Raw genomic sequence first — 25,018 nt, forward strand, 5'->3', positions numbered from 1 at the left:
TTGGCGCCTCATCGCCGGCAATCGCCGATAATGGCCGCTCGCATCACGGAGCCCCCCCATGCATTCAGCACAGGAACTCGCCAGCCAGATCGAAGCCCTCACCTCGCTGCCGACCGTCTATGAGCGTGTCCGCGAACAATTGGAGTCGCCCACCGGGTCGGTGTTCGAAGTCTCGCGCCTGGTGTCGGCCGACCCGGCGCTCACCGCGCGCCTGTTGCGACTGGTCAACAGCGCGATGTACGGCTACCGCGGCAAGGTCGACAACGTGGCGCAGGCCGTTCAGATCCTCGGCCTGCAACAGGTACACGACCTGGTGCTGGCGATGTCGCTGCATGCGGTCTTCGCCGGCATCCGCCCGGCCCGGCTGGACATGAAGCGCTTCTGGCGCGACAGCGTGCTGTGCGCCCTGGCATCGCGCACGATCACGCGACGCAGCGGGCGCCCCGGCCTGGAAAGGATGCTCGTCACCGGCCTGCTGGCCGACATCGGCCATCTGGTCATGTTCCAGACCACCCCGCTGCTCGCCGACACCGCCCGGCAGAGCGCGGTGCAGACGGGCGAGGCCCTGCATCTGGCCGAGCGCCGCATCGTCGGCTGCGACTTCGCCGAAGTGGGCGCGGCGCTGATGGACCAATGGCGGGTTCCGGGCGCCTTTGCCGGCGCCATCGGCACCCAGACCCTGCCGAAGCTGGGCGGCGAACACGCGGGCGACGCCGCCACGCTGAACCTGGCGCGCGCCATCGTCGAAGCCGACACGCTGGGCGAATCGAGCGCGCAGACGGCAGGGCGCGTCGATCCCGCGGTATGGAAACTGCTCGACATCGCCCCCGACGCAATCGCCCCGATCCGCGAGGAAGCCGAGCTCGATCTCGCCGCCTGGCTGGCGCTGTTCTTCCCGCCCCGGCCACACTGACAAGCGGCCCCGCCCGCGCCCCGACCGGGCAGCGCGGGCGGCTTCCAGCTACATCACAGCGCCATCAGCACCGACTTGATCTCGGTGTACTGGTCGAATACCGCGCGCCCCATCTCGCGGCCGATGCCCGACTGCTTGAAGCCGCCGAACGGCATCGAGTTGTCCAGCACCGTGTGGCAGTTCACCCACACCGTGCCGGCCTTGATCCGCGGAATCAGCCGATGCACCCGCGTCAGGTCGTTCGACCAGATGCTCGCCGCCAGCCCGTAGGGCGTGTCGTTGGCGCGGCGGGCGACTTCGTCCAGGTCGTCGTACGGCATCGCCACCACCACCGGGCCGAAGATCTCCTCGCGCACCACCCGCATGTCGTCGCGCGCATCGACCAGCACCGTCGGCTTGACGAAGTAGCCGCCGCCCGCACCCGCCTCGCCGCCCACCGCGGCACGCGCCCCTTCATCGAAGCCGCTGCGGATGTAGCCCATCACCCGCTCCTGCTGCACCGCCGAGACCAGCGGGCCGAGCTGGGTGTCCGGATCGAGCCCGGCGCCGACCTTCATGCCGGCGGCGATGTTCGACAGGCCCTCGACCACCTGGTCGAACTTCTTCTTGTGCACGAACAGGCGCGAACCGGCGGTGCAGACCTGGCCGGAGTTGAAGAAGATACCGTGCGCAGCGCCGGCCGCCACCGCGTCGACGTCGGCGTCGTCGAGCACGATCATCGGGCTCTTGCCGCCCAGCTCGAGCGAGATGCGCGTCATGTTGTCGAGCGCGGCCTTGCCCACCAGCTTGCCGATCTCGGTCGAGCCGGTGAAGGCGAGCTTGTCGATGTGCGGGTGCGAGGACAGTGCCGCGCCGGCGACATGGCCCAGGCCGGTGACGACGTTGAACACCCCGGCCGGGTAGCCCGCTTCCTGCACCAGTTCGGCCAGGCGCAGCGCGCTCAGCGGGGTTTCCTCCGCCGGCTTCAGCACCATCGTGCAGCCGCTGGCCAGCGCCGGCCCCATCTTCCACGCCGCCATCAGCAGCGGGAAGTTCCACGGGATGATGGCGCCGACCACGCCCACCGGTTCACGCCGGGTGAAGCCCCAGAACTCGCGCTCGCGGATGATCGGCACCGAGGGCTGCATGGTCTCGCCGCCGATCTTGGTCGCCCAGCCGGCCATGTAGCGCAGCGAGTCGACCACCAGCGCGACGTCGGCGAAGCGCGCCACCGCCACCGGCTTGCCGTTGTCCAGCGCTTCGAGCTCGGCCAGTTCCTGGGCGTTGGCTTCGACCAGGTCGGCCAGCTTCATCAGCAGGCGCTCGCGGTCGACCGGGCGCATGGCCGCCCAGTCGCCGCCGTCGAAGGCCTGGCGCGCGGCGGCCACCGCGCGGTCGATGTCGGCCTTGCCGCCGGCAGGCACCTTGGCGAAGGCCTGGCCCGTGGCCGGGTCGAACACGTCCAGCGTGCCGCCCTCGCTCGCCTCCAGCCAAGCGCCGCCGATCAGCATCCGTTGCGGCTTGGACAGAAACCGCCGGGTGGCCTCGCTCACCGGCGCGCTCAGGGTGCTTGCGTAATCCTGCATGTCTTATCTCCTGTCACGAATTCATGCAGGCGGCGGCAGACGCCTGCCGCCGCCTGCACAGTCACTGCTTGGGCCGTACGGCGTCGGCGGTACCGAGGATGAAGGCCCTGATCTTGCGCACTTCCTCGGACGTGAGCTTGCCGGTGAAGTCCGGCATGCCGCGCGAGACGAGCGGCCCGTTGAAGACGTAGCGCTCCAGATTGTCGATCACCGTCGCCGGACGGTAGCCCAGGTTCGGCAGATTGCCGCCCTTGTCCACGCCGGGCACGCCGTGGCAGAACACGCAGTTGCTCACGTACAGCAAGGTGCCCTCGGCCACGTCGGCCGGGTCGTAGGGCACGCCCTGGACGAGATTGCCGAGCTGGTAGGCCACCTGCTCGGGCATCGGCGCGGTGCCGCCGAGCTTGAAGGTGTACACCGTGCCGGGCGATTTGAAGTCCGAGCCGCGCGTGTATTGACCATACACGCCGCCCCAGCCGACGGCGACGGAGACGTACTGCTCGCCATCCACCTCGTAGGTGATCGGCGCCGCCACCACGCCGCTGCCGGTGGCGGTGTCCCACAGCTTCTTGCCGTCGCGCGCATCGTAGGCGATGAAGCGGGCATCGGCCGTGCCCTGGAACACCACGTTGCCGGCGGTGGCCAGGGTGCCGCCGTTCCACGGCGAAACGTACTCCTGGCGCCAGACCTCCTTCTGCGCGACCGGATCCCAGGCCAGCAGGCGGCCGTAGGCGGGCGCCTTGGGCGCTTCGGCGTTGACCAGCTTGGCGGTGTTCCAGCCCACCCCGCTCATCGGCTGGCCGGGCTTGTTGTCGCGCGGGCCGCTCCAGTTCTTGTCGTCCTGCAAGGTCACCGGCACGTACTGGGCGGGGAAGTAGGCCAGCCCCGTCTGCGGGCTGTAGGACATCGAATGCCAGTTGTGCGCGCCGAACACGCTGGGGATCACCTCGACCGGCTTGTCGGTGCGGCGCGCCTCGGGGTTCTCGATCGGCCGGCCGGCCTTGTCGTAGCCGGTGGCCCAATTCACGTCCACGAAGTTCTTCGCCGAAATGAACTCGCCGTTGGTGCGATCCACGACGAAGAAGAAGCCGTTCTTGGGCGCGTGCAGCAACACCTTGCGCTTCTTCCCGTCCAGTTCCAGGTCGGTCAGGATGATGTCCTGCGTGGCGGTGTAGTCCCAGTTCTCGCCCGGCGTCTCCTGGTAATGCCAGACGTACTCGCCGGTCTCCGGGCGCAGCGCGACGATGGAGCTGAGGAACAGATTGTCGCCGCCGCCGGGGCTGCGGGCCAGATGCGCCCAGGGCGCGCCGTTGCCCACGCCGATGTACATCAGGTCCAGCTCCGGGTCGTACACCATCGAGTTCCAAACCGTGCCGCCGCCGCCCGCCTCCCAGTACTTGCCGGACGGGTCCCAGGTCTTGGCGGCCATTTCCATCGCCGCGTTCTCGTACGGCTTGGACGGGTCGCCGGGCACGGTGTAGAAGCGCCAGGCCTGCTTGCCCGTCTTCGCGTCATAGGCGGTGATGTAGCCGCGCAGGCCCAGCTCCGAGCCGCCGTTGCCGATGATGACCTTGCCCTTGAACACGCGCGGCGCGCCGGTGATCGTGGCCGCATCCTTGGCGGCCGCCTCCAGCGTGTCCTGCTCCCAGCGCTTCTCGCCGGTCGCGGCGTCGAGGGCGATCAGGCGGCCGTCGAGCGAGGCCACGTAGACCATGCCCTCGTGGTAGGCCACGCCGCGGTTGACCGCGTCGCAACACGCCTTGCGGCCGGTTTCCGGCGGCACCTTCGGATCGTATTCCCACCGCTTCTTGCCGGTGCGCACGTCGATGGCGTGCACGATGCTCCAGGCCGCGGTCACGTACATCACCCCGTCCACGACCAAGGGCGTGGCTTCCACGCCACGGCTGGAGTGCAGGTCGTAGGACCACGCCAGACCAAGCTCCTTGGCGTTGTCCGGCGTGATCTGGGCCAGCGGGCTGAAGCGGGTGCCGGCATCGTCATAGCCGTGGCTGCGCCACTCGCCGCCGGCCGCGAAAGCGGCGGAACCCAACACCAGGCAGCCCAGGCCGAACACTGCCTGCTGAATGCGCTTGCGCGCGGGAAGGGCGCCGTCCCGCGGGCGCACGGATACCATCGTCAACATATCGTCTCCTTCTTTTTCTCGTGGGGCGGCGCCACGCTCGGGCGCCCCCTTCTCGTTGGCCTGCGGCGGCTCAGAAAACCTTCAGCACGCGCAGGTTCAGGCGGTCGTCCTCGCGCAGGCCGCTGCGTACCGACACGTCGCGGCCGTAGCTGGCCAGCAGTTGCAGGTCCGGCGCGATGAACCAACCGGTGCCGACGCTGACCTTGGTCAAGCGCTGGCGGTCGCCCTGATCCACGCCGGCGACCTCGGTCTCGCCGCCGATCGTGTGCGACACGCCGAGGCGCAGGTCCCAGGCGTCCGACAGGTGGTAGCGCAGATAACCCTGGAACTGCATCGACGCCTTCTGCTTCATCGTCTCCCGGGCCGGGCCGTACTTGTCGTTCTTGCCGTACACCATGACGTCGCCCGCCAGGTCGAGCGTCACCTTGTCGGTCAGCTTGGTGATGAAGCCGGCCTGCAGCGCGAACTTCCACCGGTTCTCGCCGATGTTCAGCGCATCGTCGTTGTCGTACTTGCCGGTCGGAACGTACAGGAAGGGCGTGATGCCGAAATAGGTGCCGGTTTCCGGCCGGTTCACCAGCCACACCGTTGCCGCCAAGATCAGGTCACCGACGCCGCTGGCGCTGCCGGCCGCCGACAGGTCGTCCTTGCCCTTGAGCTGGCCGAACGGCAGCAGGAACTGCGGATCGACGATGAAGCCGCCGATCTCGGTGAAATGCACCCCGCGCAGGATGCCGATGTGCGAATCCAGCCGCGGATCGCCGGCCTGCTTGTGTCCCCGCACATAGGCCGCATCACGGGTCGCGTACTGGTAGTACCCCATCAGCAGATTGGTGCCGGCCGGCAGCGCCGTGTAGTCGCCCGCATCCACATCGACTGCGTGTGCCTGCGGTGCCGCCAGCATCGCGCACAACGCCGCCACGCTGCCAAGACCACACCTGCGGTTTCGACGCGCTTGCGCCGCCTCCTTGAGTCGCTTCATTCCCTTGTCTCCGATAGTAGTAATATTCGGCGGCCGCCTCTCAGCATTGCGGAACCGGCCCCGCCCACTGCTCCGGGCTGGCGGATCAAGCAATGCAGAAGCCATGCCAGAAAAACAAAAAACATTCAAAACAACCAGTTGAACCAATTTCTGAGCAAACCCCGACAATAAAGAGGGCACACGCTGTATCGTTTCAAGCCAGGCTGTCTCCGGTCACTGTATCGTTTCGAATCAGACTGCCTCCGGCCACTGGACCGATACATGCCAGCCCTGGCACAGGAGGAGACATGGGACCTGTCCATACGGACTTCGATACCAAGGTGCTGCACGCGCGCCGTCTGCTGCGCGAAGGCCGCGACATTCCCCCCAGCCTGGTCGCGGACGAAGTGCAGCGCTCCTGGTCCCGCTCGCTCGGGCACGGCCTCAGGGAGAGCGACCAGATACTGTTCAACCCGGTTTCGGCGGCACAACTGCGCCGCCTGGACGAAACCCACCGCGTGCTGCTCACCCATGTCGAACCCGAAATGCAGCGCCTGTTCACCGCGCTGGGCAACGCCCGCTGGATGCTTGCCTGCCTGGAAGCCCGCGGCACCGTGATCAAGACCCTGGGCGGACAGGATCAGGAGTTGCGCGACATCGCCACCGTGCTGCACCCCGGCCGCAACCTGAGCGAAAACGTGGCCGGCACCAGCGCCCCCGGCTGCGCGCTGGAAGAACGGCGGCCCGTGATCGTGCGCGGCAGCGAGCACTTTCTCGAAGAAATACACATGTGCGCCTGCGCCGCGGTGCCGATCTTCAACCCCTCCGGCGATCTGGCCGGCGTCCTGAACGCCTCGCGCCACCACCACGCCCCTTCCATCGGCATTCTCGAGCCGCTCGCCCTCACCGCGCGCGCGATCGAGAACCGCATGGTCGATGCCTTGCCGGATGCGCTTCACCTGCGCCTGCACTACAGCGCGGAACTGGTCGGCACGCCGATGTGCGGCCTGCTCGCCATCTCCCGCGACGGCCGCCTGCTCGGCGCCAATCCCCTGGCGCGCCAGTTGCTGGAACTGGACTTGCTGCCGGGAATCGAGCAGTGCGCACAGACGGTGTTCCAGTGCGGCCTGGGCCCGCTGCTCGACATGCTGCGCAAGCATGGCCGCACGCCATCCCCGCTGCACTGCCACAACGGCGTACGCCTCCACGTGTGCCTGGCCGGCGATGCACCCCCGCGCACCTTCACCACCCCATCGCCGCGCCCGGCAGCGGCGGGCATGGCAGCCGGCGCAGCGCCTGCGGCCCGCGCCTCCACGCCATCGATGCTGGCCGACCCGAAGCTGAGCCTGCGCATCCACCAGGCCGAACGCGCCTTCGCCCGCGGCATCCCGGTACTGATCGGCGGCGAAACCGGTACCGGCAAGGAAGTACTGGCGCACCACCTGCACGACGGCGGCCCGCGTGCCTCCGGCCCCTTCGTCGCCATCAACTGCTCGGCGATTCCATCCGGCCTGATCGAATCCGAACTGTTCGGCTACGACGACGGCGCCTTCACCGGCGCGCGGCGCGGCGGCATGGCCGGGCGCTTCGAGCAGGCCAACGGCGGCACCCTGTTCCTCGACGAAATCGGCGACATGCCGCTCGAACTCCAGGCCCGCCTGCTGCGCGTGCTGCAGGAACGCACGCTGACCCGGCTGGGCAGCACCCGCAGCATCGCGCTGGACTGCTCGGTGATCTGCGCCACCCACCGCGACCTCGCCCGACGCGTCGCCAGCGGCGAATTCCGCGAAGACCTGTACTACCGCGTCAACGGCCTGCGCGTCACCCTGCCCGCGCTGCGGGAGCGCAGCGACCTGGACGCGCTCATCGACCACCTCCTGGCGCGCGAAGCCGCACCCGCGACGCTGACGCTGAGCCCCGCCGCGCGCGACTGCCTGCGCCGCCACGACTGGCCGGGCAACATCCGCGAGCTGCAGCAGGTGCTCCGTCTCGGCGCCGCGCTGGCCGAAGCCGGCTGCATCGACCTCGTCCACCTTCCGTCCGAGCTGACCGGCACCTGCGCCATCCCGCAGGCCGCAGCCCTGCACGAACCGGCCCGTCACGCCGACGGCAGTTCAACGCTGCAGCAGACCGAAGCCGACGCCGTGCTCGCGGCCTTCCTGCACCACAACGGCAACGTATCGGCCACCGCACGAGCCTTGGGGATCGCCCGCGCAACGCTGTATCGCAAACTGCGCAGCTACGGCCTGTTCACCGGCCCAACGGACGCCTGACTCTCCCGAAAGCCACTGTTCACGCGGCATTCAGGGCAAAACCAGTCCAAAAATCACTACTATATGTAGTGTTTCATTTTTCAATTCAACACAAACAAAAACTTTAAATTATTGATTTAATTGAATAAAATTTTTTTGATCTTACCCCGTTTCCGCGCTATTCTTCAGTCCGAATCCAGATCCACCGTCAGACCCACCCACGGATGAAGAAAAACACCATGAGCGAGACCACCAGCGCAGCCATCCACAGCGCCGCCAAGCCCAGTGCCGCCAATCTGCCGATGCAGGAAATCTCCGGCGAAGTGCTCGTCGAGAAGTACGCCAAGGGCGACGAACGATCCATTGCCGAAGTGCGCCAGCGCGTCGCCCGCGCACTGGCCGCGGTCGAAACCGAGGACAAGCGCGCCCATTGGGAAGCCAAGTTCCTCGAAGCGCAGGAGAAAGGCTTCGTCCCCGCCGGCCGCATCAACAGCGCCGCCGGCACCACGCTGGCCGCCACGCTGATCAACTGCTTCGTCCAGCCGGTGGGCGACTCGGTCACCGAAGCGGTCGACGGCCGCCCCGGCATCTACACCGCGCTGGCCCAGGCCGCCGAAACCATGCGCCGCGGCGGCGGCGTCGGCTACGACTTCTCGTCGATCCGGCCGAAGGGCGCGCTGGTCAAGGGCACGGCCTCCAACGCCTCCGGCCCGGTGTCCTACATGCGGGTGTTCGACCGCTCGTGCGAAACCGTCGAATCGGCCGGCGCGCGCCGCGGCGCGCAGATGGGCGTGCTGCGCTGCGACCATCCGGACATCGAGGAATTCATCCACGCCAAGGACCACGGCGACCTCACCAACTTCAACATCTCGGTCGGCGTCACCGATCCCTTCATGCAGGCGGTCGAAGCCGACGACGACGTCGAGCTGGCGCACAAGGCCGAACCCACCGCCGACCTCAAGGAAGCCGGCGCCTACCAGCGCGACGACGGCCTGTGGGTCTATCGCAAGGTGCGCGCCCGCGCGCTGTGGGACCAGATCATGCGGTCCACCTATGACCACGCCGAGCCGGGCATCCTGTTCCTGGACCGCATGAACCAGGACAACAACCTGTACTACTGCGAGACCATCGAGGCCACCAACCCCTGCGCCGAACAGCCGCTGCCGCCCTACGGCTGCTGCTGCCTGGGCTCGATCAACCTGACGCCCTTCGTCAGGAACCCGTTCGGCGACAAGGCCGAGTTCGACTACGCCGGCTTCGGCAAGGTGGTCGACGTCTCCATCCGCATGCTCGACAACGTGCTCGACAGCACCCACTGGCCGCTGGAGCAGCAGCGCGCCGAAGCCGCCTCCAAGCGCCGCGTCGGCCTCGGCTTCACCGGCCTGGGCGACGCCCTGATCATGCTCGGCAAGCGCTACGACACCCCCGAGGCGCGCGAGGAAGCACGCAAGATCTCGGAATTCATGCGCAACCGCGCCTACCTGGCCTCGGCCGAGCTGGCCCGCGAGCGCGGCGCCTTCCCGCTGTTCAACGCCGACCTCTACCTGTCGGGCGGCAACTTCGCCTCGCGCCTGCCGGCCGAGGTCAAGGACAAGATCCGCAAGCACGGCATCCGCAACTCGCACCTGCTGTCGATCGCCCCCACCGGCACGATCAGCCTGGCTTTCGCCGACAACGCCTCCAACGGCATCGAACCGCCCTTCTCCTACACCTACACCCGGCGCAAGCGCATGGCCGACGGCACCTTCAAGGAGTACGCGGTCGAGGACTACGCCTGGCGCCTGTACCGCCACCTCGGCGGCAACGTCGAGGCCCTGCCGCCGTCCTTCGTCACCGCGCTGGAAATCTCCGCGCAGGCGCACAAGGACATGGTCGCGGTGGTCGCCCCCTACATCGACACGTCCATCTCCAAGACGGTGAACGTGCCCGAGGACTACCCCTACACCGAGTTCGAGGATCTCTACCTCACCGCCTGGAAAGCCGGCCTGAAGGGGCTCGCCACCTACCGCCCCAACAGCGTGCTGGGTTCGGTGCTGTCGGTGACGCCGACCAGCGAGCAGAAGCAGCCGCACGACGTCGAACTGTCCGACGCCAACCGCCGGCTGTCGATCAAGAGCCTGCCGGCGCCGGTGCTGTCCAGCCTGCGCTGGCCCGGCCGCCCCGACATGCCGGACGGCAACATGGCCTGGACCTACATGCTGAACACCCCGACCGGCGACTTCGCGCTGTTCGTCGGCCAGGTCGGCAACAACGGCGGCAGTTTCCCGTTCGAAGTGTGGGTCAACGGCGCCGACCAGCCGCGCGGCCTGGGCGCGGTGGCCAAGACCCTGTCGATGGACATGCGCGCCAACGACCGCGGCTGGCTCAAGCTCAAGCTCGAAACCCTGGCCCGCACCGTCGGCGAAAAATCCTTCGAGATGCCCTTCCCGCCGCACGGCGAGAAGAAGCTCTTCCCCGGCACGGTGTCGGCCTTCGCCCAGGTCGTGCGCTACCGCTGCGAAGCGCTGCACGTCTTCGACAAGGAAGACGAAGCCAACCCGGTGCTCGACACCCTGTTCAGCCTCGAAGAGCCCAAGACCGGCACCGACGGCACGCTGTCGTGGACGGTGGACCTCTACAACCCGGCCACCGGCGAAGACTTCGTGCTCGGCCTGAAGGAAATCACCCTGCCGGACGGCGTCACCCGCCCCTACTCGGTGTGGCTGTCGGGCAACTACCCGCGTGCGCTGGACGGCCTGACCCGCATCCTGTCGCTCGACATGCGCGTCATGGACCCGGCCTGGATCGGCATGAAGCTGCGCAAGCTGCTCGACTACCCCGAGCCACTGGGCGACTTCATGGCCTTCATCCCCGGCACCAAGCGCCAGACCAACTACCCCAGCACGGTGGCCTACCTCGCCCAGCTCATCATCCACCGCTACGCCATGCTCGGCGTGCTCGACGAGCGCGGTTACCCGACGCGCGAGATGGGCATCCTCGAGTCGCCGCGCGACGACAGCGAACCGAAGCTGATGCAGGGCGCGCTGTGCACCGAGTGCGGCAACCACACGGTGATTCGCAAGGATGGCTGCGATTTCTGCACCGCCTGCGGCGCGGTCGGGACTTGCGGTTGAGCCAAGGCCTCGCCCGGTACAGGCTGTGCTGATTCACGCATAGGCTGCGACCGGGCAGTACGAAGGCTCAAAGGCCCGACTCCGGAGATGGAGTCGGGCCTTTCCACTCATGCCGTCAGTGTCGAACAGGCGCTCCTCGGGCAGCACGGCCCCCTCCGGTCCGAGGAGGCGCGGCGATCCGAGGCCTGCCCCTTGCCATCCCCGGCCATGGATCATCGAATGCTTCTTGCCGCATCCGCTGCCGGATTCCTGACCGGCGCGGGCCTCCTGATCGTCATCGGCGCACAGAACGCCTTCGTTCTGCGTCAAGGGCTGCAGCGCAGGCACGTTGGCCTGGTCGTCGCCGTTTGTGCGCTCAGCGACATCGCCCTGATCCTGTGCGGCGTCGCCGGCATTGGCGCTCTGGTGCACACATGGCCGGAACTCCTGCAAACGCTGCGCTTCGGTGCCGCGGCCTTCATCGGCTGGTATGGCCTGATGGCAGCGCGGCGGGCGTGGCTCGGCACCAGCGCCCTCGTGCCGAGCGCGGAAGATGGCAACAGCAGGCGTCGTGTGCTGCTGGCCGCGCTGGCGTTCACCTTCCTCAATCCGCACGTGTATCTCGACACGATGGTGCTGGTCGGCAGCGTATCCACGGGCTATCCGGGCATTGCGCAGTGGGCCTTCGGCCTGGGTGCCTGCGCCGCCAGCGTGACGTGGTTTGCGACCCTGGGTTTCGGTGCCCGCCTGCTGCAATCCATCTTCCGCAATCCGCAGGCCTGGCGCGTGCTCGACGGCGGTATTGCCATCATCATGCTGGCGCTGTGCGTGTTGCTGCTGTCCGGCGTGGAGCAAATCTCGTCCTGATCCGACGGAGGAAAGGCCGAGATGCCCGAGGGCCACGCCATCCACGGCATTGCCACGGCCCCCGGCGGTCTTTTCCAGGACCAGCTCATTCACACCTCGTCACTGCAGGGTCAGAGCTCGATATGCGAGCACACCCACAGCACCTTGGCGTCGTCCGGGCCGCCGGACACGCAGACATGGCCCATGGTGCTGTCGAAGTAGCAGGAATCCCCTGCCGACAACTGCAGCGGCGCGTAGCAGTCGGTATGCACCACGACCGTGCCGCTCAGCACGTAGATGAACTCCTCGCCGTCATGGCGCAGAAGCTCCGAAAAATCGGAGGTTTCGTGGGCCTTGATGGTGGTGAGCAGCGGGATGAAGCGCTTGTCCACGAGATCGCTGTGCAGTACCTCGTAAATGTACTGCCGGGTTCGGTGAAACACCCCCTGGTCACGATAGGTGACGCTGCGCCGCGCATGCACGGCGGGCCGTTCCGGGCCCCGGAACAGCTCGCCGACTTCCACATCCAGGCCCGAGGCCAGCGCGGCAATCTTCTCGTAGGTGGGCGACAGCTGGCCGTTCTCGATCTTCGACAGGGTCGAAACCGAAATCCCGGTGCGCTTGCTGAGCTGTTGCAGCGTCAGCCTCGCCGCCCCCCGCAGAACACGCAATTTGTTCCCCAGCACGCTGACTTCGGTGGCGGGAGGGAGAGCCCTTGTCTTCTCGTTCATTGATCTGCCTGCATGGTGCCCTGACACACCTAGGGTTATCCCTAATATAAAGCCCTCGAGAACACGAATAAATTCTCGTATAAGAAAATTATTTTAGAAAACGAAGCTTTTTGATGATGCGCCAAAGCGCCCCTGAAGGGTACATGGATATCCTGAATCAAGCCCAGACCAATGAGCACCTTCCCTTCGATCGGCTCATTCCCGCCCTGGAACAGATGTTCGTGGAAGGCTGCAGGGTTCCGCTGCGTCACAACCATGCGATCGAAAACGCCGCGGGCGAGCAGGCCGGCACGTTGCTGCTGATGCCTGCCTGGCAGCCCGGCAAGCGGTTGGGCGTCAAGACGGTGTCGATTTTCCCCGGCAACCAGGAACTGGGCCTGCCCGGCCTGCATTCGGTCTTCATCCTTTACGACGCCGGCACCGGCAAGCCGCTGGCCTTGCTGGACGGCGACGTCATCACCTCGCGCCGCACCGCCGCGGCATCGGCGCTGGCCGCGCGCTGGCTCAGCCGGCCCGAGTCCAGCAGCCTGCTGGTCGTCGGCGCCGGCCGCGTCGCCAGCCTGCTGGCGCAGGCCTACCGCGCGGTACGGCCGATCGGGACGGTGCATGTCTGGGACATCCACCGCGCAAACAGCACAAGACTGGTGCAGTCCCTGCGCGAAGCAGGCTTCGACGCCCATCGCGCCGACGATCTGGAACAGGCCGCGCGCCGGGCCGACATCATCAGTTGCGCGACGCTGGCAACCGAACCGCTGATCCGGGGCCAGTGGCTGCGGCCCGGTACGCACCTCGACCTGATCGGCAGCTTCACCCCGGCAATGCGCGAGAGCGATGGCGAGTGCTTCCGCATCGGCACGGTCTTCGTCGATACCGAGGAAGCGCCGATGAAGTCCGGCGACATCCTCGAAGCCGTGAAGGAAGGCGGCTTCACCACCGACCGCATCGCCGCCACGCTGCAGGATCTGTGCCGCGGCCGGCATCCGGGCAGGACCGGCGCCGGCGAGATCACCGTCTACAAGGCGGTCGGCACGGCGCTGGAAGACATCGCTGCCGCCTCGCTGGCCTTCGACAGCCACCTCATTGCGGCATCCGCATGATTCCGCCCGTATCCGAGGCCCTGCATGCCGACTGCTTTACGAGTCCCGCGCGGAGGCGCAGACTTGGATCGACGGGCGTATGCGGCCAAGAACCATGTTCATGATGCATCACGGTGCGCAGGCTGCATGGCGTGACTCCTGCCCTCACTCCTCTTCTGTCTGAACCGCACCGCTTTCTGCGCAAGCACTCCAGCCCCGACACTCCAGGAGGACGACAACGATGTCCGGCAATCTCTATACATACATCGCACTGGCGGTGTACTTCGGCGCAATGCTGCTGATCGGCTATCTGGCCTATCTCAAGACCAGCGATCACGAGAGCTACATGCTGGCCGGGCGCGGCCTGCCGCCCTGGGTGGCGGCGCTCAGCGCAGGCGCTTCGGACATGTCGGGCTGGCTCATCATGGGTCTGCCCGGCGCAATCTACACGACCGGCCTGATCGAAGGCTGGATCGCCGTGGGCCTGCTCATCGGCGCCTACCTGAACTGGCGCCTGGTCGCCCCCCGCTTGCGCGCCTACACCGAAATCTCGCGGAACTCGATCACCCTGCCGAGCTTCTTCGAGAACCGCCTGCGCGACAATTCTCGCCTGCTGCGCAGCATCTCCAGCATCGTCATCCTGGTATTCTTCACGCTGTACGCCTCGTCGGGGATGGTCGCCGGCGGCAAGTTCTTCGAGAGCGCCTTCGGTGGCGACTACGTGACCGGCATGATGCTGGTGACGGCGGTGACGCTCACCTACACGCTGTTCGGCGGTTTCCTCGGCGCCTCGCTGACCGACGTGGTGCAGGGCCTGATGATGGTGGTGGCGCTGATCGTGGTACCGGCGGTGGCCATCATGGCCGTCGGCGGCATGGGCGAGACCGCCAGCCTGGTGACGACCGTCGGTGCCGGCAATCTTTCGTTCATCGGCGCAGGCCAGATGACCGCCGGTGCCGCCGCGCTGGTGATCGCTTCAGGCCTGGCCTGGGGGCTTGGCTATTTCGGCCAGCCGCACATCGTCGTGCGCTTCATGGCGCTGCGCACGCCGCAGGAAGCCCGCAGCGCGCGGATCATCGGCACCAGCTGGCAATTCCTCTCGCTCTGCGGCGCGGTTTGCAGCGGCCTGATCGGCATCGCCTATTTCAGCAAGTTCGGCAATGCGCCGGCCGATGCCGAAACCGTGGTGCTGCTGCTGTCGCAGGTGCTGCTGCATCCGCTGGTCGCAGGCTTCGTGCTGGCCGCGGTGCTGGCCGCGATCATGAGCACGCTGTCGAGCCAGCTCATCGTCTGCTCTTCGGCGCTGGTCGAGGACATCTACCGCGCCATCAAGAAACCCGCCCCCAGCCAGCAGACGCTGATCGTGCTCGGCCGCAGCGGCGTGCTGGCAGTGGCCATCATCGCCGCGGTGCTGGCGGTCGATCCCAGCGACACCATCCTGGGGCTGGTGGCTTTCGCCTGGGCCGGCTTCGGCGCCGCCTTCGGCCCGCTGGTGCTGCTGAGCCTGTACTGGCGCAAGCTCACCAACGTGGGCGCGATCGCCGGCATGGTGTCCGGCTCGATCATGGTGTTCGTGTGGAAGTCGCTGGACACCGGCCTCTACGAACTGCTGCCGGCCTTCATCACCAGCATGGTGGTGACGGCGCTCGTCAGCCGCGCCACCTACCGGCGCAACGAGGAGATCGAGCGGGAATTCACCCGAACCTGCCAGGCGGTGGGTGCGACCGCCGGCCACCAGGCCTGACAGCACACCTGCGCCCCCGGCATGCCGGGGGCGCCACATCGTGGCGACGGAAACGGCCGATCCGGAGCACGCTTCCTGAACCAGCCGATTGCCCGAGCCCATTGAACATTACTTCGCCTTGAATCGAGGTTTCGCATGCAGCCCAATCCCTCCATCGCCAGCGCAGCGCCATTCACCGCCATCACGCCGCATCCCGAACGCTCGCCGCTGCGCGCTGCCATCACCGCGGCTTGGCGCACGCCTGAAACGCGCGCCGTGCCGTGGCTGCTGGAACAGGCCCGGCTGCCGCCGGCGCTGGCCACGCGCAGCCAGCAGCTGGCGCTGCGCATCGCCGGCGCGCTGCGCAGCCGCAAGGCCAGCGGCGGCAAGTCCGGCCTAGTGCAGGGGCTGCTGCAGGAATTCTCGCTGTCCTCGCAGGAAGGCATCGCGCTGATGTGCCTGGCCGAAGCGCTGCTGCGCATCCCCGACGTCGGCACCCGCGATGCGCTGATCCGCGACAAGATCAGCCACGGCAACTGGAAAGGCCACGTCGGCCAGAGCCCGTCGATGTTCGTCAATGCCGCCGCCTGGGGGCTGATGCTGACCGGCAAGCTCGTCGCCACGCACAGCGAAAGCGGCATGTCCAATGCGCTCGGCCGGCTGATCGCGCGCGGCGGCGAACCGCTGATCCGCAAGGGCGTGGACATGGCGATGCGGATGATGGGCGAACAGTTCGTCACCGGCGAAACCATGGCCGAAGCGCTGGCCCATGCCCAGGCGCTCGAAGCCAAGGGCTTCCGCTACTCCTACGACATGCTGGGCGAAGCCGCGCTGACGGCCGAAGACGCCAGGCGCTACCTGAACGACTACGAGCAGGCCATCCACGCCATCGGCAAGGCCTCGAACGGCCGCGGCGTCTACGAAGGCCCCGGCATCTCGATCAAGCTGTCGGCGCTGCACCCCCGCTACGCCCGCGCGCAGATGGAACGCGTGATGGACGAGCTCTATCCGGTGGTGCTGAAGCTGGCACTGCTGGCCAGGCAGTACGACATCGGCCTGAACATCGACGCCGAGGAGACCGACCGCCTGGAACTGTCGCTCGACCTGCTCGAAAAGCTCTGCGCCGAACCCGGGCTGCAAGGCTGGAAGGGTATCGGCTTCGTCATCCAGTCCTACCAGAAGCGCTGTCCCTACGTCATCGACTGGCTGATCGATCTCGCCCACCGCAGCGGCCACCGGCTGATGATCCGCCTGGTCAAGGGCGCCTACTGGGACAGCGAGATCAAGCGCGCCCAGGAAGCGGGCATGGAGGACTACCCGGTCTATACCCGCAAGCCCTACACCGACGTGTCCTACATCGCCTGCGCGCGCAAGTTGCTGGCCGCGCCCGATGCGATCTACCCGCAGTTCGCCACCCACAACGCCCAGACGCTGGCCGCCGTCTATGAGCTGGCCGAGCCGAGCGCCTGGCAGCCGGGCCAGTACGAATTCCAGTGCCTGCACGGCATGGGCGAGCCCCTGTATGAACAGGTCGTCGGCCCGGTGTCCGAAGGCAAGCTCGGCCGCCCCTGCCGCATCTATGCGCCGGTCGGCACGCACGAGACGCTGCTCGCCTACCTGGTGCGCCGCCTGCTGGAGAACGGAGCCAACACCTCCTTCGTCAACCAGATTTCCGACGACAGCATCCCGCTCGAGAACCTGGTGACGAACCCGATCGAGCAGGTCGAAACGATGGCCAAGCTGGAAGGCACGGCGGGCCTGCCGCATCCGGGCATCGCCGCACCGCGCAAGCTCTACGGCTCCGCACGTGCCAACTCCGCCGGCCTGGACCTCGCCAACGACCAGGTGCTGCTGAAACTGGCCCGGACCCTGCAGGCCACGGCTGCCGGCAGCCTGCGCGCCGAAGCGCTGATTGCCGCCGACGCTGCCGCATCCGGGGACGGCCCGGTCGAGCCCGTGATCAACCCCTCCTGCCATGCCGACCAGGTCGGCACGGTGCGCGAAGCCAGTTCCGCGGAAGTCGAAACCGCCTTGCAGAGCGCACTCGAAGAGGCACCGCGCTGGGCCGCAGTGCCCACGGTCGAACGCGCCGCCGCACTGCAGCGCGCCGCCGACCTGATGGAAGCGCAGTTGCAGCCACTGATGGGCGTGCTGGTGCGTGAGGCGGGCAAGACCTACGCCAACGCGATTGCCGAAGTCCGCGAGGCGGTGGATTTCCTGCGCTACTACGCCGCCCAGGTGCAGGCCCAGTTCGACAACGCCACGCATCGCCCGCTCGGCCCGGTGGTGTGCATCAGCCCGTGGAACTTCCCGCTGGCGATCTTCACCGGCCAGGTCGCCGCCGCACTCGCAGCAGGCAACACCGTGCTGGCCAAGCCGGCCGAGCAGACGCCGCTGGTGGCGGCGCGCGCGGTGCGGCTGCTGCACGAGGCGGGCATTCCACGCGCCGCGCTGCAGTTGCTGCCCGGACGCGGCGAAACGGTGGGCGCGCGGCTGACCGGCGACGCCCGCGTGCAAGGCGTGATGTTCACCGGCTCGACCGAAGTCGCGCGGCTGCTGCAGCGCACGCTGTCCCAGCGCCTGTCGCCCGACGGCCAGCCGATTCCGCTGATCGCCGAAACCGGCGGCCAGAACGCGATGATCGTGGACTCCTCGGCGCTGACCGAGCAGGTCGTCGTCGATGTGCTCTCCTCCGCCTTCGACAGCGCCGGCCAGCGCTGCTCGGCGCTGCGCGTGCTGTGCGTGCAGGAAGAAGCCGCCGAGCGGCTGCTGACCATGCTCAAGGGCGCAATGGCCGAACTGCGCCTGGGCAACCCCGAACAACTGTTCAACGACATCGGCCCGGTCATCGATACCGAGGCTCAGCAAGGCATCCAGCGCCACATCGATGGCCTGCGGAGCAAGGGGCGTGCGGTGCACCAGCTGTGCCAGCGCGATGCCAGCGCCGGCAAAGGCACTTTCATCCCGCCGACGCTGATCGAACTGCCCGACCTCGCCGATCTGACCCGCGAGGTGTTCGGGCCGGTGCTGCACGTGGTGCGCTACCGCCGCGAGGAGCTGCCGAAGCTGCTGGCCAGGCTCAACGGCCTGGGCTACGGCCTGACCATGGGCCTGCACACCCGCATCGACGAGACCATCGCCCAGGTCACGGCGACGGCCCACGTCGGCAACCTCTACGTCAATCGGAACATCGTTGGCGCCGTGGTCGGCGTCCAGCCTTTCGGCGGCGAAGGCCTGTCGGGCACCGGCCCCAAGGCGGGCGGCCCGCTCTACCTCTACCGGCTGCTGTCGGCGCGGCCCGATGCGGCCCTGGCCGCGCCTTTCGGCACGGCCTCGACCCTCCAGGCCGCCACGGCCACGCCGGCACTTCAGGAGCTCTCGGCATGGTGCCGCAGCCAGAACCTGCCCTTCGCCGCCCCCATGCCCTTCTTCAGCGGCGCGCAGTACGAACTGCCCGGCCCCACCGGCGAGCGCAACGTCTACCGCGTGCTGCCGCGCGAAGCCGTGCTGTGCCTGGCCGAGGACGAGGCCGAGCTGCTGGCGCAGCTGGCCGCGGTGCTGGCCGTCGGCAGCCGTGCAGTCTGGCTCGAGGACAAAGCCTCCGCCACCGCCCTGCATCGCCGCCTGCCGCCCGCCGTGCAGCAGCACGTCGTGCTGGCGGAGACGTTCGCCGCTGCCCAGTTCGATGCCGTACTGCACCACGGCGGCGAGGCGGAGCTGCGCCGCGTGCTGGCCGACCTGGCGGTGCGCCCGGGGCAGATCGTCGGCGTCACCGCGCGCCAGCCCGGCGACAACACGATCCCGCTGGAACGGCTCGTCATCGAACGTGTGACCAGCGTCAACACCGCCGCAGCCGGTGGTAACGCATCATTGATGACGATGCAGTGATTTCGCTGCATCCGACCTGTCCGAGGTCCCCCACCCAAAGGAGGAGGTTCAAGACATGACCGAGTCAGCCACACCCGACCATTCGCCCCACGCCGGCAAGCGCATCGCGCCCAAGCACGCGACGCATGCCCTGCCGTCCTACCTGGACCCCGAGCACCTCGGCCCGTGGGGGATCTACCTGCAGCAGGTCGATCGCGTCACGCCCTATCTCGGCCATCTGGCCAAGTGGGTGGAGACGCTGAAGCGGCCCAAGCGCTCGCTGATCGTCGACGTTCCGATCGAGCTCGACAACGGCACCATCGCCCACTTCGAGGGCTACCGCGTCCAGCACAACCTCTCGCGCGGCCCCGGCAAGGGCGGCGTGCGCTTCCACCAGGACGTGACCCTGTCCGAAGTGATGGCGCTGGCGGCGTGGATGTCGATCAAGAACGCGGCGGTCAACGTCCCCTACGGCGGCGCCAAGGGCGGCATCCGCATCGACCCGCGCCAGTACTCGCAGAACGAACTGGAGAAGGTGGCACGCCGCTACACCAGCGAGATCGGCCTGATCATCGGGCCGACCAAGGACATCCCGGCGCCGGACGTGAACACCAACGAGAAGGTCATGGCCTGGATGATGGACACCTACTCGATGAACACCGGCGCCACCGCCACCGGCGTGGTCACCGGCAAGCCGATCGACCTGGGCGGCTCGCTGGGCCGGCGCGAGGCAACCGGGCGCGGCGTATTCACGGTGGGCGTGGAAGCGGCCAAGCTGACCGGCCTCGCCATCGAAGGCGCACGCGTCGCGGTGCAGGGCTTCGGCAACGTCGGCGGCACCGCCGGCAAGCTGTTCGCCGAGGCAGGCGCCAAGGTCGTCGCGGTGCAGGATCACACCGGCACGGTCTACCGCGACACCGGCCTGGACGTGGATGCGCTGCTGGCGCACGTGCAGCAGACCGGCGGCGTGAAGGACTTCGGCGAGGCCGATGCGATGGGCGACGACGAGTTCTGGGCGGTCGATTGCGACATCCTCATCCCCGCCGCGCTCGAAGGCCAGATCAACAAGGACACCGCACCCCGCATCCGCGCCAGCATGGTGATCGAAGGCGCCAACGGCCCGACCACGCCGACCGCCGACGACATCCTGCGCGACCGCGGCGTGCTGGTGCTGCCCGACGTGATCGCCAACGCCGGCGGCGTGACGGTGAGCTACTTCGAGTGGGTGCAGGATTTCTCGAGCTTCTTCTGGACCGAGGAAGAGATCAACCAGCGCCTGGTCAAGATCATGCAGGACGCCTTCCACGGCGTCTGGGAAGTGGCCCAGCACCACAAGGTCACGCTGCGCACCGCCACCTTCATCGTCGCCTGCTCGCGCATCCTGCAGGCGCGCGAACTGCGCGGGCTGTATCCGTGACCGCTTCCCTGCGCGTGTAGCGAAAAGACTGCACCTCGCGCACGCCCCACTGCCCCGTGCAATCGAGGCAGTGGGGCGCAACCCGGAATGGCCCCGCCCGGCAGGACCACCGCCAGCGGCCGGCATCCCCGGCCCGGTCGCCCATGAGCGCCTGGGCGCCGCCTTTCTCCCCCGCCGGGACAGCACCTCCGCAGCGCAGCAGACCCGGGGCCTTTCCGCCTGCCCCCGATGCATCCGGCAAACATATCCTCGTGATCTTGTTGTCATTCGCGATTCTGGCGATGTTGAAATCTGCTCCACATTGCCCGAGAATCGCCGCCGCAGTTCGCGTTTCATGCACCCGGTTCATGCCTGTGCCCATGTTGTACCGCGTCCCTGCGTCCGGGCGCCCGGTCCGACCGCACTGCACAACCTGCCATTCCGAAAGGCCTCTTGATGGACGTAAGCGCCAGCATCTCCTGCCCCAAATGTGCATCGACACGCTGCCGCGTGTCGCGCTGGCGCTCGCATGCGGAAAAAATCGAGAACCCGGACAAGCGCCCCTATCGCTGCGAAACCTGCTCGCACCGCTTCATCGCCTCCGCGGATACTGCAAGGCAAAGCCGGACGGGCGCGCCTTCCCTGACCATCGGCGCCGCAGCCGTCGTCGCCGGCGTGGTGGCCAGCATCGTTCTGTTGTGGCCCGACGCGGCGGAGCACGGCGAAGCCGCAGTCAATTCCCCTCAGGCAGCGATCGCCGTCAAGTCCGCGCTCGAAGAAGCCGCGCGCAACGGCGATGCGGAGGCACAGTTCCGCCTGGGCCGCGCGGCCCTGCTCGACACCACGCGCGGCAAGGAAGGTGCCGCCGAAGCGGTCGCCTGGCTGCGTCAGGCGGCCACCGGCGGCCACACCGGCGCCATGCTGCAGTTGGGCAAGCTCTACCGCAGCGGCGTGGGCATGCCGCAGAACTACGAATATGCCGGAAAGTGGATTCGCAGTGCCGCCGAAGCGGGCGACAGCGACGCCATGGTCGAACTCGGCCGCCTCTACCGCGGCGGACTCGGCGTCGGCGCCGACCCGGTTCAGGCCTACGTATGGTTCAACCGCGCTGCCGCCGCGATGAACATAGACGGCGCACGCGAGCGCGACGGCATCGCACTGAAGCTGAGCCCGGAAGAACTGAAATCCGCCCAGGCAGCCTCATTGGCCGCAGAAGAAGAGCATGCCATCGTGCTGCCGAAGAAGGTCGCACAGGACTGAAGGCGCCGCCGGGCAGCCCGCTTTCCCGCACGCAGGATGCGCCGTTGAGATGATGAAAATCGACGTCGCCGCGATCGAAGCAGCCCGGCGCGGCTGACGCTGCGCATTCATCCGCCGGCGAACTCCGGCGCCGTTTCGCCAGCCACTCTCGAGAAGCCGCCAGCCCCAGCCCTGCCAGCTTCTCGTAGCGTTTCACGCCGCACTCCGATTGCAGGCCATGCCCGGGCCTGCGATGGATGATAGGGCGGCGGCAACGGAAATGCCCATTGCTTGGTGGGCATTTTTCCGCAAGCCCTGATCCGTGGCTTGCAAGCCGTCGGCCGAGCTTGATCAAGCTATTTGATTTGTTGATTCACCCCCGATGTGTGTAAGCTTGCCGCCGGGTGTCCGTGCTGCAGATCCGCTGTCGGGCAGGTTTTCGTGATGGTCGGGCCGCCTCACGGTGTACCCGTGCGCCCATGAACCGACACCTTGCCCTCCAGGCCCCGTTGCCTGCGCAATCGCAGGCCGCCCGTCCCGGCTCCCGCCCGCGTTCCCCCGCGCCAGCCCTTCTCCGCTGCGCCTTGCGCATCCGTGTCTGCCACTGCCCGCCGCGCGCGCCGCCGGCACCGATGACGGCCCTCTGCCCATCCCGGCCCTGCCACGCCCCTTCCCCATACTTTTCCTGTAAAGCCGCATGACTCCAACGACAATCCAGCTGATCGGCGCGATCCTGTTCGCCATCGCCATCATCCACACCTTTTCCACCAAGTTCTTCGAGCACCTGGCGCATACCCGGCCGACCCATGCGGGGCTATGGCACCTGCTGGGCGAGGTCGAAGCGGTGTTCGGCTTCTGGGCCATCGTGCTGATCGTGTTCATGGGCTTCACCGTGAGCCTGGACGACGCGGTCGAGTACCTGGACACGCGCAACTACACCGAACCGATGTTCGTGTTCGCCATCATGGTGGTGGCGGCGAGCAAGCCGGTGATGCAGTTCGCCTCGGCCACCGTGCGCATGATCGCCCGCACCGTGCCGCTGCCGGAATCGGTCGCGACCTACTTCACCATCCTCGCCGCCGTGCCGCTGCTCGGCTCCTTCATCACCGAACCGGCGGCGATGACGCTGGCGGCGATGATGCTGCGCGAACGCTATTACAGCCGGGGCATCTCCCGCCACCTGATGTACGTGACCATCGGCACACTGTTCGTCAACATATCGATCGGCGGTACGCTGACCAATTTCGCCGCGCCGCCGGTGCTGATGGTGGCCTCGACCTGGGGCTGGGACTCGCTCTACATGCTGTCGCACTTCGGCTGGAAGTCGGCCCTGGCGGTGAGCATCAACGCCGCCGCGGCGACAGCGATCTTCTACCGGGAACTGAATGCACTGCCGGTGGAGACCGAGGAGCGCAAGGACGAAGTGCCGATGACGATGGTCGGCATCCACCTCTTCCTGCTGTTCCTGATCGTCGCCTTCGCCCACCATCCGCCGATCTTCCTCGGCGTATTCCTGCTGTTCATGGGCCTGGCGACCGCCTACCCGAGCTTCCAGGAACGCCTGATCCTGCGCGAAGGCCTGATGGTGGCCTTCTTCCTCGCCGGCCTGGTGGTGCTCGGCGGCCAGCAGGCGTGGTGGCTGCAGCCGCTGCTGACGAAGATGGACGCAACCACGGTCTATTTCGGCGCCACCGCGCTGACCGCCGTCACCGACAACGCCGCGCTGGCCTATCTGGCGTCGCTGGTCGATGGTCTGACCGACGAATTCAAGCACGCCATCGTCGCCGGCGCAGTCACCGGCGGCGGCCTCACGGTGATCGCCAACGCCCCCAACCCCGCCGGCATGTCCATCCTGCGCCGCGACTTCAACCAGGGCGTGGTCAACCCGCTCGGCCTGCTGGTCTCCGCCCTGCCGCCGACCCTGGTCGCGATCCTCGCCTTCCGGGTGCTGTAAGCACCGGCCTGTGGCGCGCTGCCGGAATCGGGCAGCGCGCCACAGGCCAGCCGAGGCTCAGAAAATCGTCATCAGCCGCAGATTGACGCGCAGGTTTTCGCGGACACCCTGACCCACCGACAGGTCCCGCCCTATGTGGCCCATCAGCTGCCAGTTCGGCGCCAGGAAGCGGGATGCTCCGATCATCATCCGCGTGCGGCGCTGGCGATCGTCCTGATCCACACGATCGATTTCCGTTTCGCCGCCCTCGGCCCGGAACAGGCTGGCGCTGAGCGTGGTGGCCGGAGACAGGTGGTAGCGCAGATGGGTCTGCAGTTCCCAAACCTGCTTCTGGCTCATGGTCTGCCTGCTTTCGCCGAAACGCTTGTTGTCGCCGTGGAACTGCACGTCGCCGACCACGTCCAGCGTGAACTTGTCGTTCAGCGGCAGCACCCCTGCCGCCTGCAGCGTGAACTTCCAGCGGTTTTCGCCGAAGGGGTTCAGCGTGCGGTCGCGGTCGTACTGCCCGGTGGGTAGGGTCAGGTAGGGCATGATGCCGAACACGCGGCGCTGATCGTCCCTGTACAGGAAGATGCCGCTGCCCAGGATCACGTCGCCCACACCGTTGCGCACGGTCGCACCGCCGAGGTCGCCGCCGGTATCGACCGAGCCGAACGGCAGGATGATCTGCGGCGTCATCGTGATGCCGCCGACCTCGATGAACCTGACCAGCCTGAGCATGCCCACCTGGGCGCGCAGGCTGGCGTCGCTCGAGACCTTGTCGCCGCCGGCATACAGCTTGTCTCCCTTGCTGTACTGGTAATACATCAGCCCCAGGGTGGTGCCCGGTGGCGCGTGGTCGTAATCGCCCGGATCGACGCTTATCGCCACCGCCTGTTGCGCAGTCGCCGCGAGCAGCGTGGCGCCGAGCCAGGCCGTCACGCGGCCGCGGTGCCTGCTGCGCTTCCGCTCGGCAGAACCTTGCCCGACACAGTTCTCCGTCCCGGTTGAAATACCGGGCATGGACCCGGATGCGTCTCTTTCGGTCATCTGTTTGTCTCCTTCAGTGGAGCCGCGCATTCGATTCGATACGCTGTCGCCCCCGATGGCGGATTCTCCGGAAATGGCCGCAGGCAAGCGCTCCATTTCCAGGAGGTGCTCTTTCTCGAAGCGGGTTTCTTTTTGCTTTCGACAGCCACGGAACGTGGCGGGAAAAACTTTAACTTGCATCAAAGACACCCCGCCGCAAGTTCAGGTCGGTTTCACCGGTTTGTTCAAAAC

General features: G+C 67.3%; 15 protein-coding genes. 10 read left to right on the plus strand and 5 right to left on the minus strand.

Features of this window, described 5'->3' with window-relative positions:
* Positions 1 to 58 precede the first annotated feature (58 nt).
* Complete coding sequence (locus ACNQFN_RS15710; protein ID WP_418646936.1) at positions 59 to 913, plus strand: HDOD domain-containing protein; 855 nt, start codon at positions 59 to 61, stop codon at positions 911 to 913.
* Positions 914 to 966: 53 nt separating this feature from the next.
* On the opposite strand, the gene ACNQFN_RS15715 is transcribed toward ACNQFN_RS15710, so the two are convergent.
* From ACNQFN_RS15715 to ACNQFN_RS15725, 3 genes are all read right to left on the minus strand, one after another.
* Entirely contained in the window at positions 967 to 2,478 is a 1,512-nt protein-coding gene (locus tag ACNQFN_RS15715) for an aldehyde dehydrogenase family protein (protein WP_418646937.1), read from the minus strand.
* A 61-nt stretch (positions 2,479 to 2,539) separates the two neighbouring features.
* Positions 2,540 to 4,621, minus strand: a complete 2,082-nt coding sequence (locus ACNQFN_RS15720) for a PQQ-dependent dehydrogenase, methanol/ethanol family (protein WP_418646938.1) — start codon at positions 4,619 to 4,621, stop codon at positions 2,540 to 2,542.
* Positions 4,622 to 4,691: 70 nt separating this feature from the next.
* Positions 4,692 to 5,603: a transporter gene (locus ACNQFN_RS15725; RefSeq protein WP_418646939.1), complete on the minus strand. Its 912-nt coding sequence runs from the start codon at positions 5,601 to 5,603 to the stop codon at positions 4,692 to 4,694.
* A gap of 287 nt (positions 5,604 to 5,890) precedes the next feature.
* On the opposite strand from ACNQFN_RS15725, the gene ACNQFN_RS15730 reads away from it, so the two are divergent.
* The 3 genes from ACNQFN_RS15730 (at position 5,891) to ACNQFN_RS15740 (ending at position 11,793) form a co-directional block, all read left to right on the plus strand.
* A complete protein-coding gene (locus ACNQFN_RS15730; RefSeq protein ID WP_418646940.1) occupies positions 5,891 to 7,855 on the plus strand; it encodes a sigma-54-dependent Fis family transcriptional regulator in 1,965 nt (654 codons plus the stop codon).
* A 218-nt stretch (positions 7,856 to 8,073) separates the two neighbouring features.
* Complete coding sequence (locus tag ACNQFN_RS15735; protein WP_418646941.1) at positions 8,074 to 10,947, plus strand: adenosylcobalamin-dependent ribonucleoside-diphosphate reductase; 2,874 nt, start codon at positions 8,074 to 8,076, stop codon at positions 10,945 to 10,947.
* Between the two features lie 87 nt (positions 10,948 to 11,034).
* Entirely contained in the window at positions 11,035 to 11,793 is a 759-nt protein-coding gene (locus tag ACNQFN_RS15740; RefSeq protein WP_418646942.1) for a LysE/ArgO family amino acid transporter, read from the plus strand.
* Between the two features lie 110 nt (positions 11,794 to 11,903).
* Here ACNQFN_RS15740 and ACNQFN_RS15745 read toward each other — a convergent pair whose 3' ends face one another.
* Complete coding sequence (locus ACNQFN_RS15745) at positions 11,904 to 12,503, minus strand: helix-turn-helix domain-containing protein (protein ID WP_418646943.1); 600 nt, start codon at positions 12,501 to 12,503, stop codon at positions 11,904 to 11,906.
* Between the two features lie 143 nt (positions 12,504 to 12,646).
* Here ACNQFN_RS15745 and ACNQFN_RS15750 point away from each other — a divergent pair, with 143 nt between their 5' ends.
* The 6 genes from ACNQFN_RS15750 (at position 12,647) to ACNQFN_RS15775 (ending at position 23,758) form a co-directional block, all read left to right on the plus strand.
* Positions 12,647 to 13,600 carry an ornithine cyclodeaminase family protein gene (locus ACNQFN_RS15750; RefSeq protein ID WP_418646944.1) on the plus strand — a complete coding sequence of 318 codons (954 nt, stop codon included), beginning with the start codon at positions 12,647 to 12,649 and terminating at the stop codon, positions 13,598 to 13,600.
* Positions 13,601 to 13,820: 220 nt separating this feature from the next.
* Positions 13,821 to 15,323 (plus strand): sodium/proline symporter PutP, encoded by a 1,503-nt coding sequence (putP, locus tag ACNQFN_RS15755; RefSeq protein WP_418646945.1) that lies wholly within the window; start codon positions 13,821 to 13,823, stop codon positions 15,321 to 15,323.
* A 135-nt stretch (positions 15,324 to 15,458) separates the two neighbouring features.
* Positions 15,459 to 19,190: a trifunctional transcriptional regulator/proline dehydrogenase/L-glutamate gamma-semialdehyde dehydrogenase gene (gene putA / locus ACNQFN_RS15760; protein ID WP_418646946.1), complete on the plus strand. Its 3,732-nt coding sequence runs from the start codon at positions 15,459 to 15,461 to the stop codon at positions 19,188 to 19,190.
* Positions 19,191 to 19,245: 55 nt separating this feature from the next.
* Complete coding sequence (locus ACNQFN_RS15765; protein ID WP_418646947.1) at positions 19,246 to 20,586, plus strand: Glu/Leu/Phe/Val family dehydrogenase; 1,341 nt, start codon at positions 19,246 to 19,248, stop codon at positions 20,584 to 20,586.
* A gap of 435 nt (positions 20,587 to 21,021) precedes the next feature.
* Positions 21,022 to 21,825: a tetratricopeptide repeat protein gene (locus ACNQFN_RS15770; RefSeq protein WP_418648924.1), complete on the plus strand. Its 804-nt coding sequence runs from the start codon at positions 21,022 to 21,024 to the stop codon at positions 21,823 to 21,825.
* Positions 21,826 to 22,501: 676 nt separating this feature from the next.
* The gene (locus ACNQFN_RS15775) at positions 22,502 to 23,758 is read left to right on the plus strand and encodes a putative Na+/H+ antiporter (RefSeq protein WP_418646948.1); all 1,257 of its coding nucleotides are present in this window, start codon (positions 22,502 to 22,504) and stop codon (positions 23,756 to 23,758) included.
* A 57-nt stretch (positions 23,759 to 23,815) separates the two neighbouring features.
* On the opposite strand, the gene ACNQFN_RS15780 is transcribed toward ACNQFN_RS15775, so the two are convergent.
* Positions 23,816 to 24,679, minus strand: a complete 864-nt coding sequence (locus ACNQFN_RS15780; protein ID WP_418646949.1) for a transporter — start codon at positions 24,677 to 24,679, stop codon at positions 23,816 to 23,818.
* Between the last annotated feature and the right edge of the window lie 339 nt (positions 24,680 to 25,018).

Origin of the sequence: Thauera butanivorans, assembly GCF_048398245.1 — a bacterium.
Classification (GTDB): Bacteria; Pseudomonadota; Gammaproteobacteria; order Burkholderiales; family Rhodocyclaceae; genus Thauera; species Thauera butanivorans.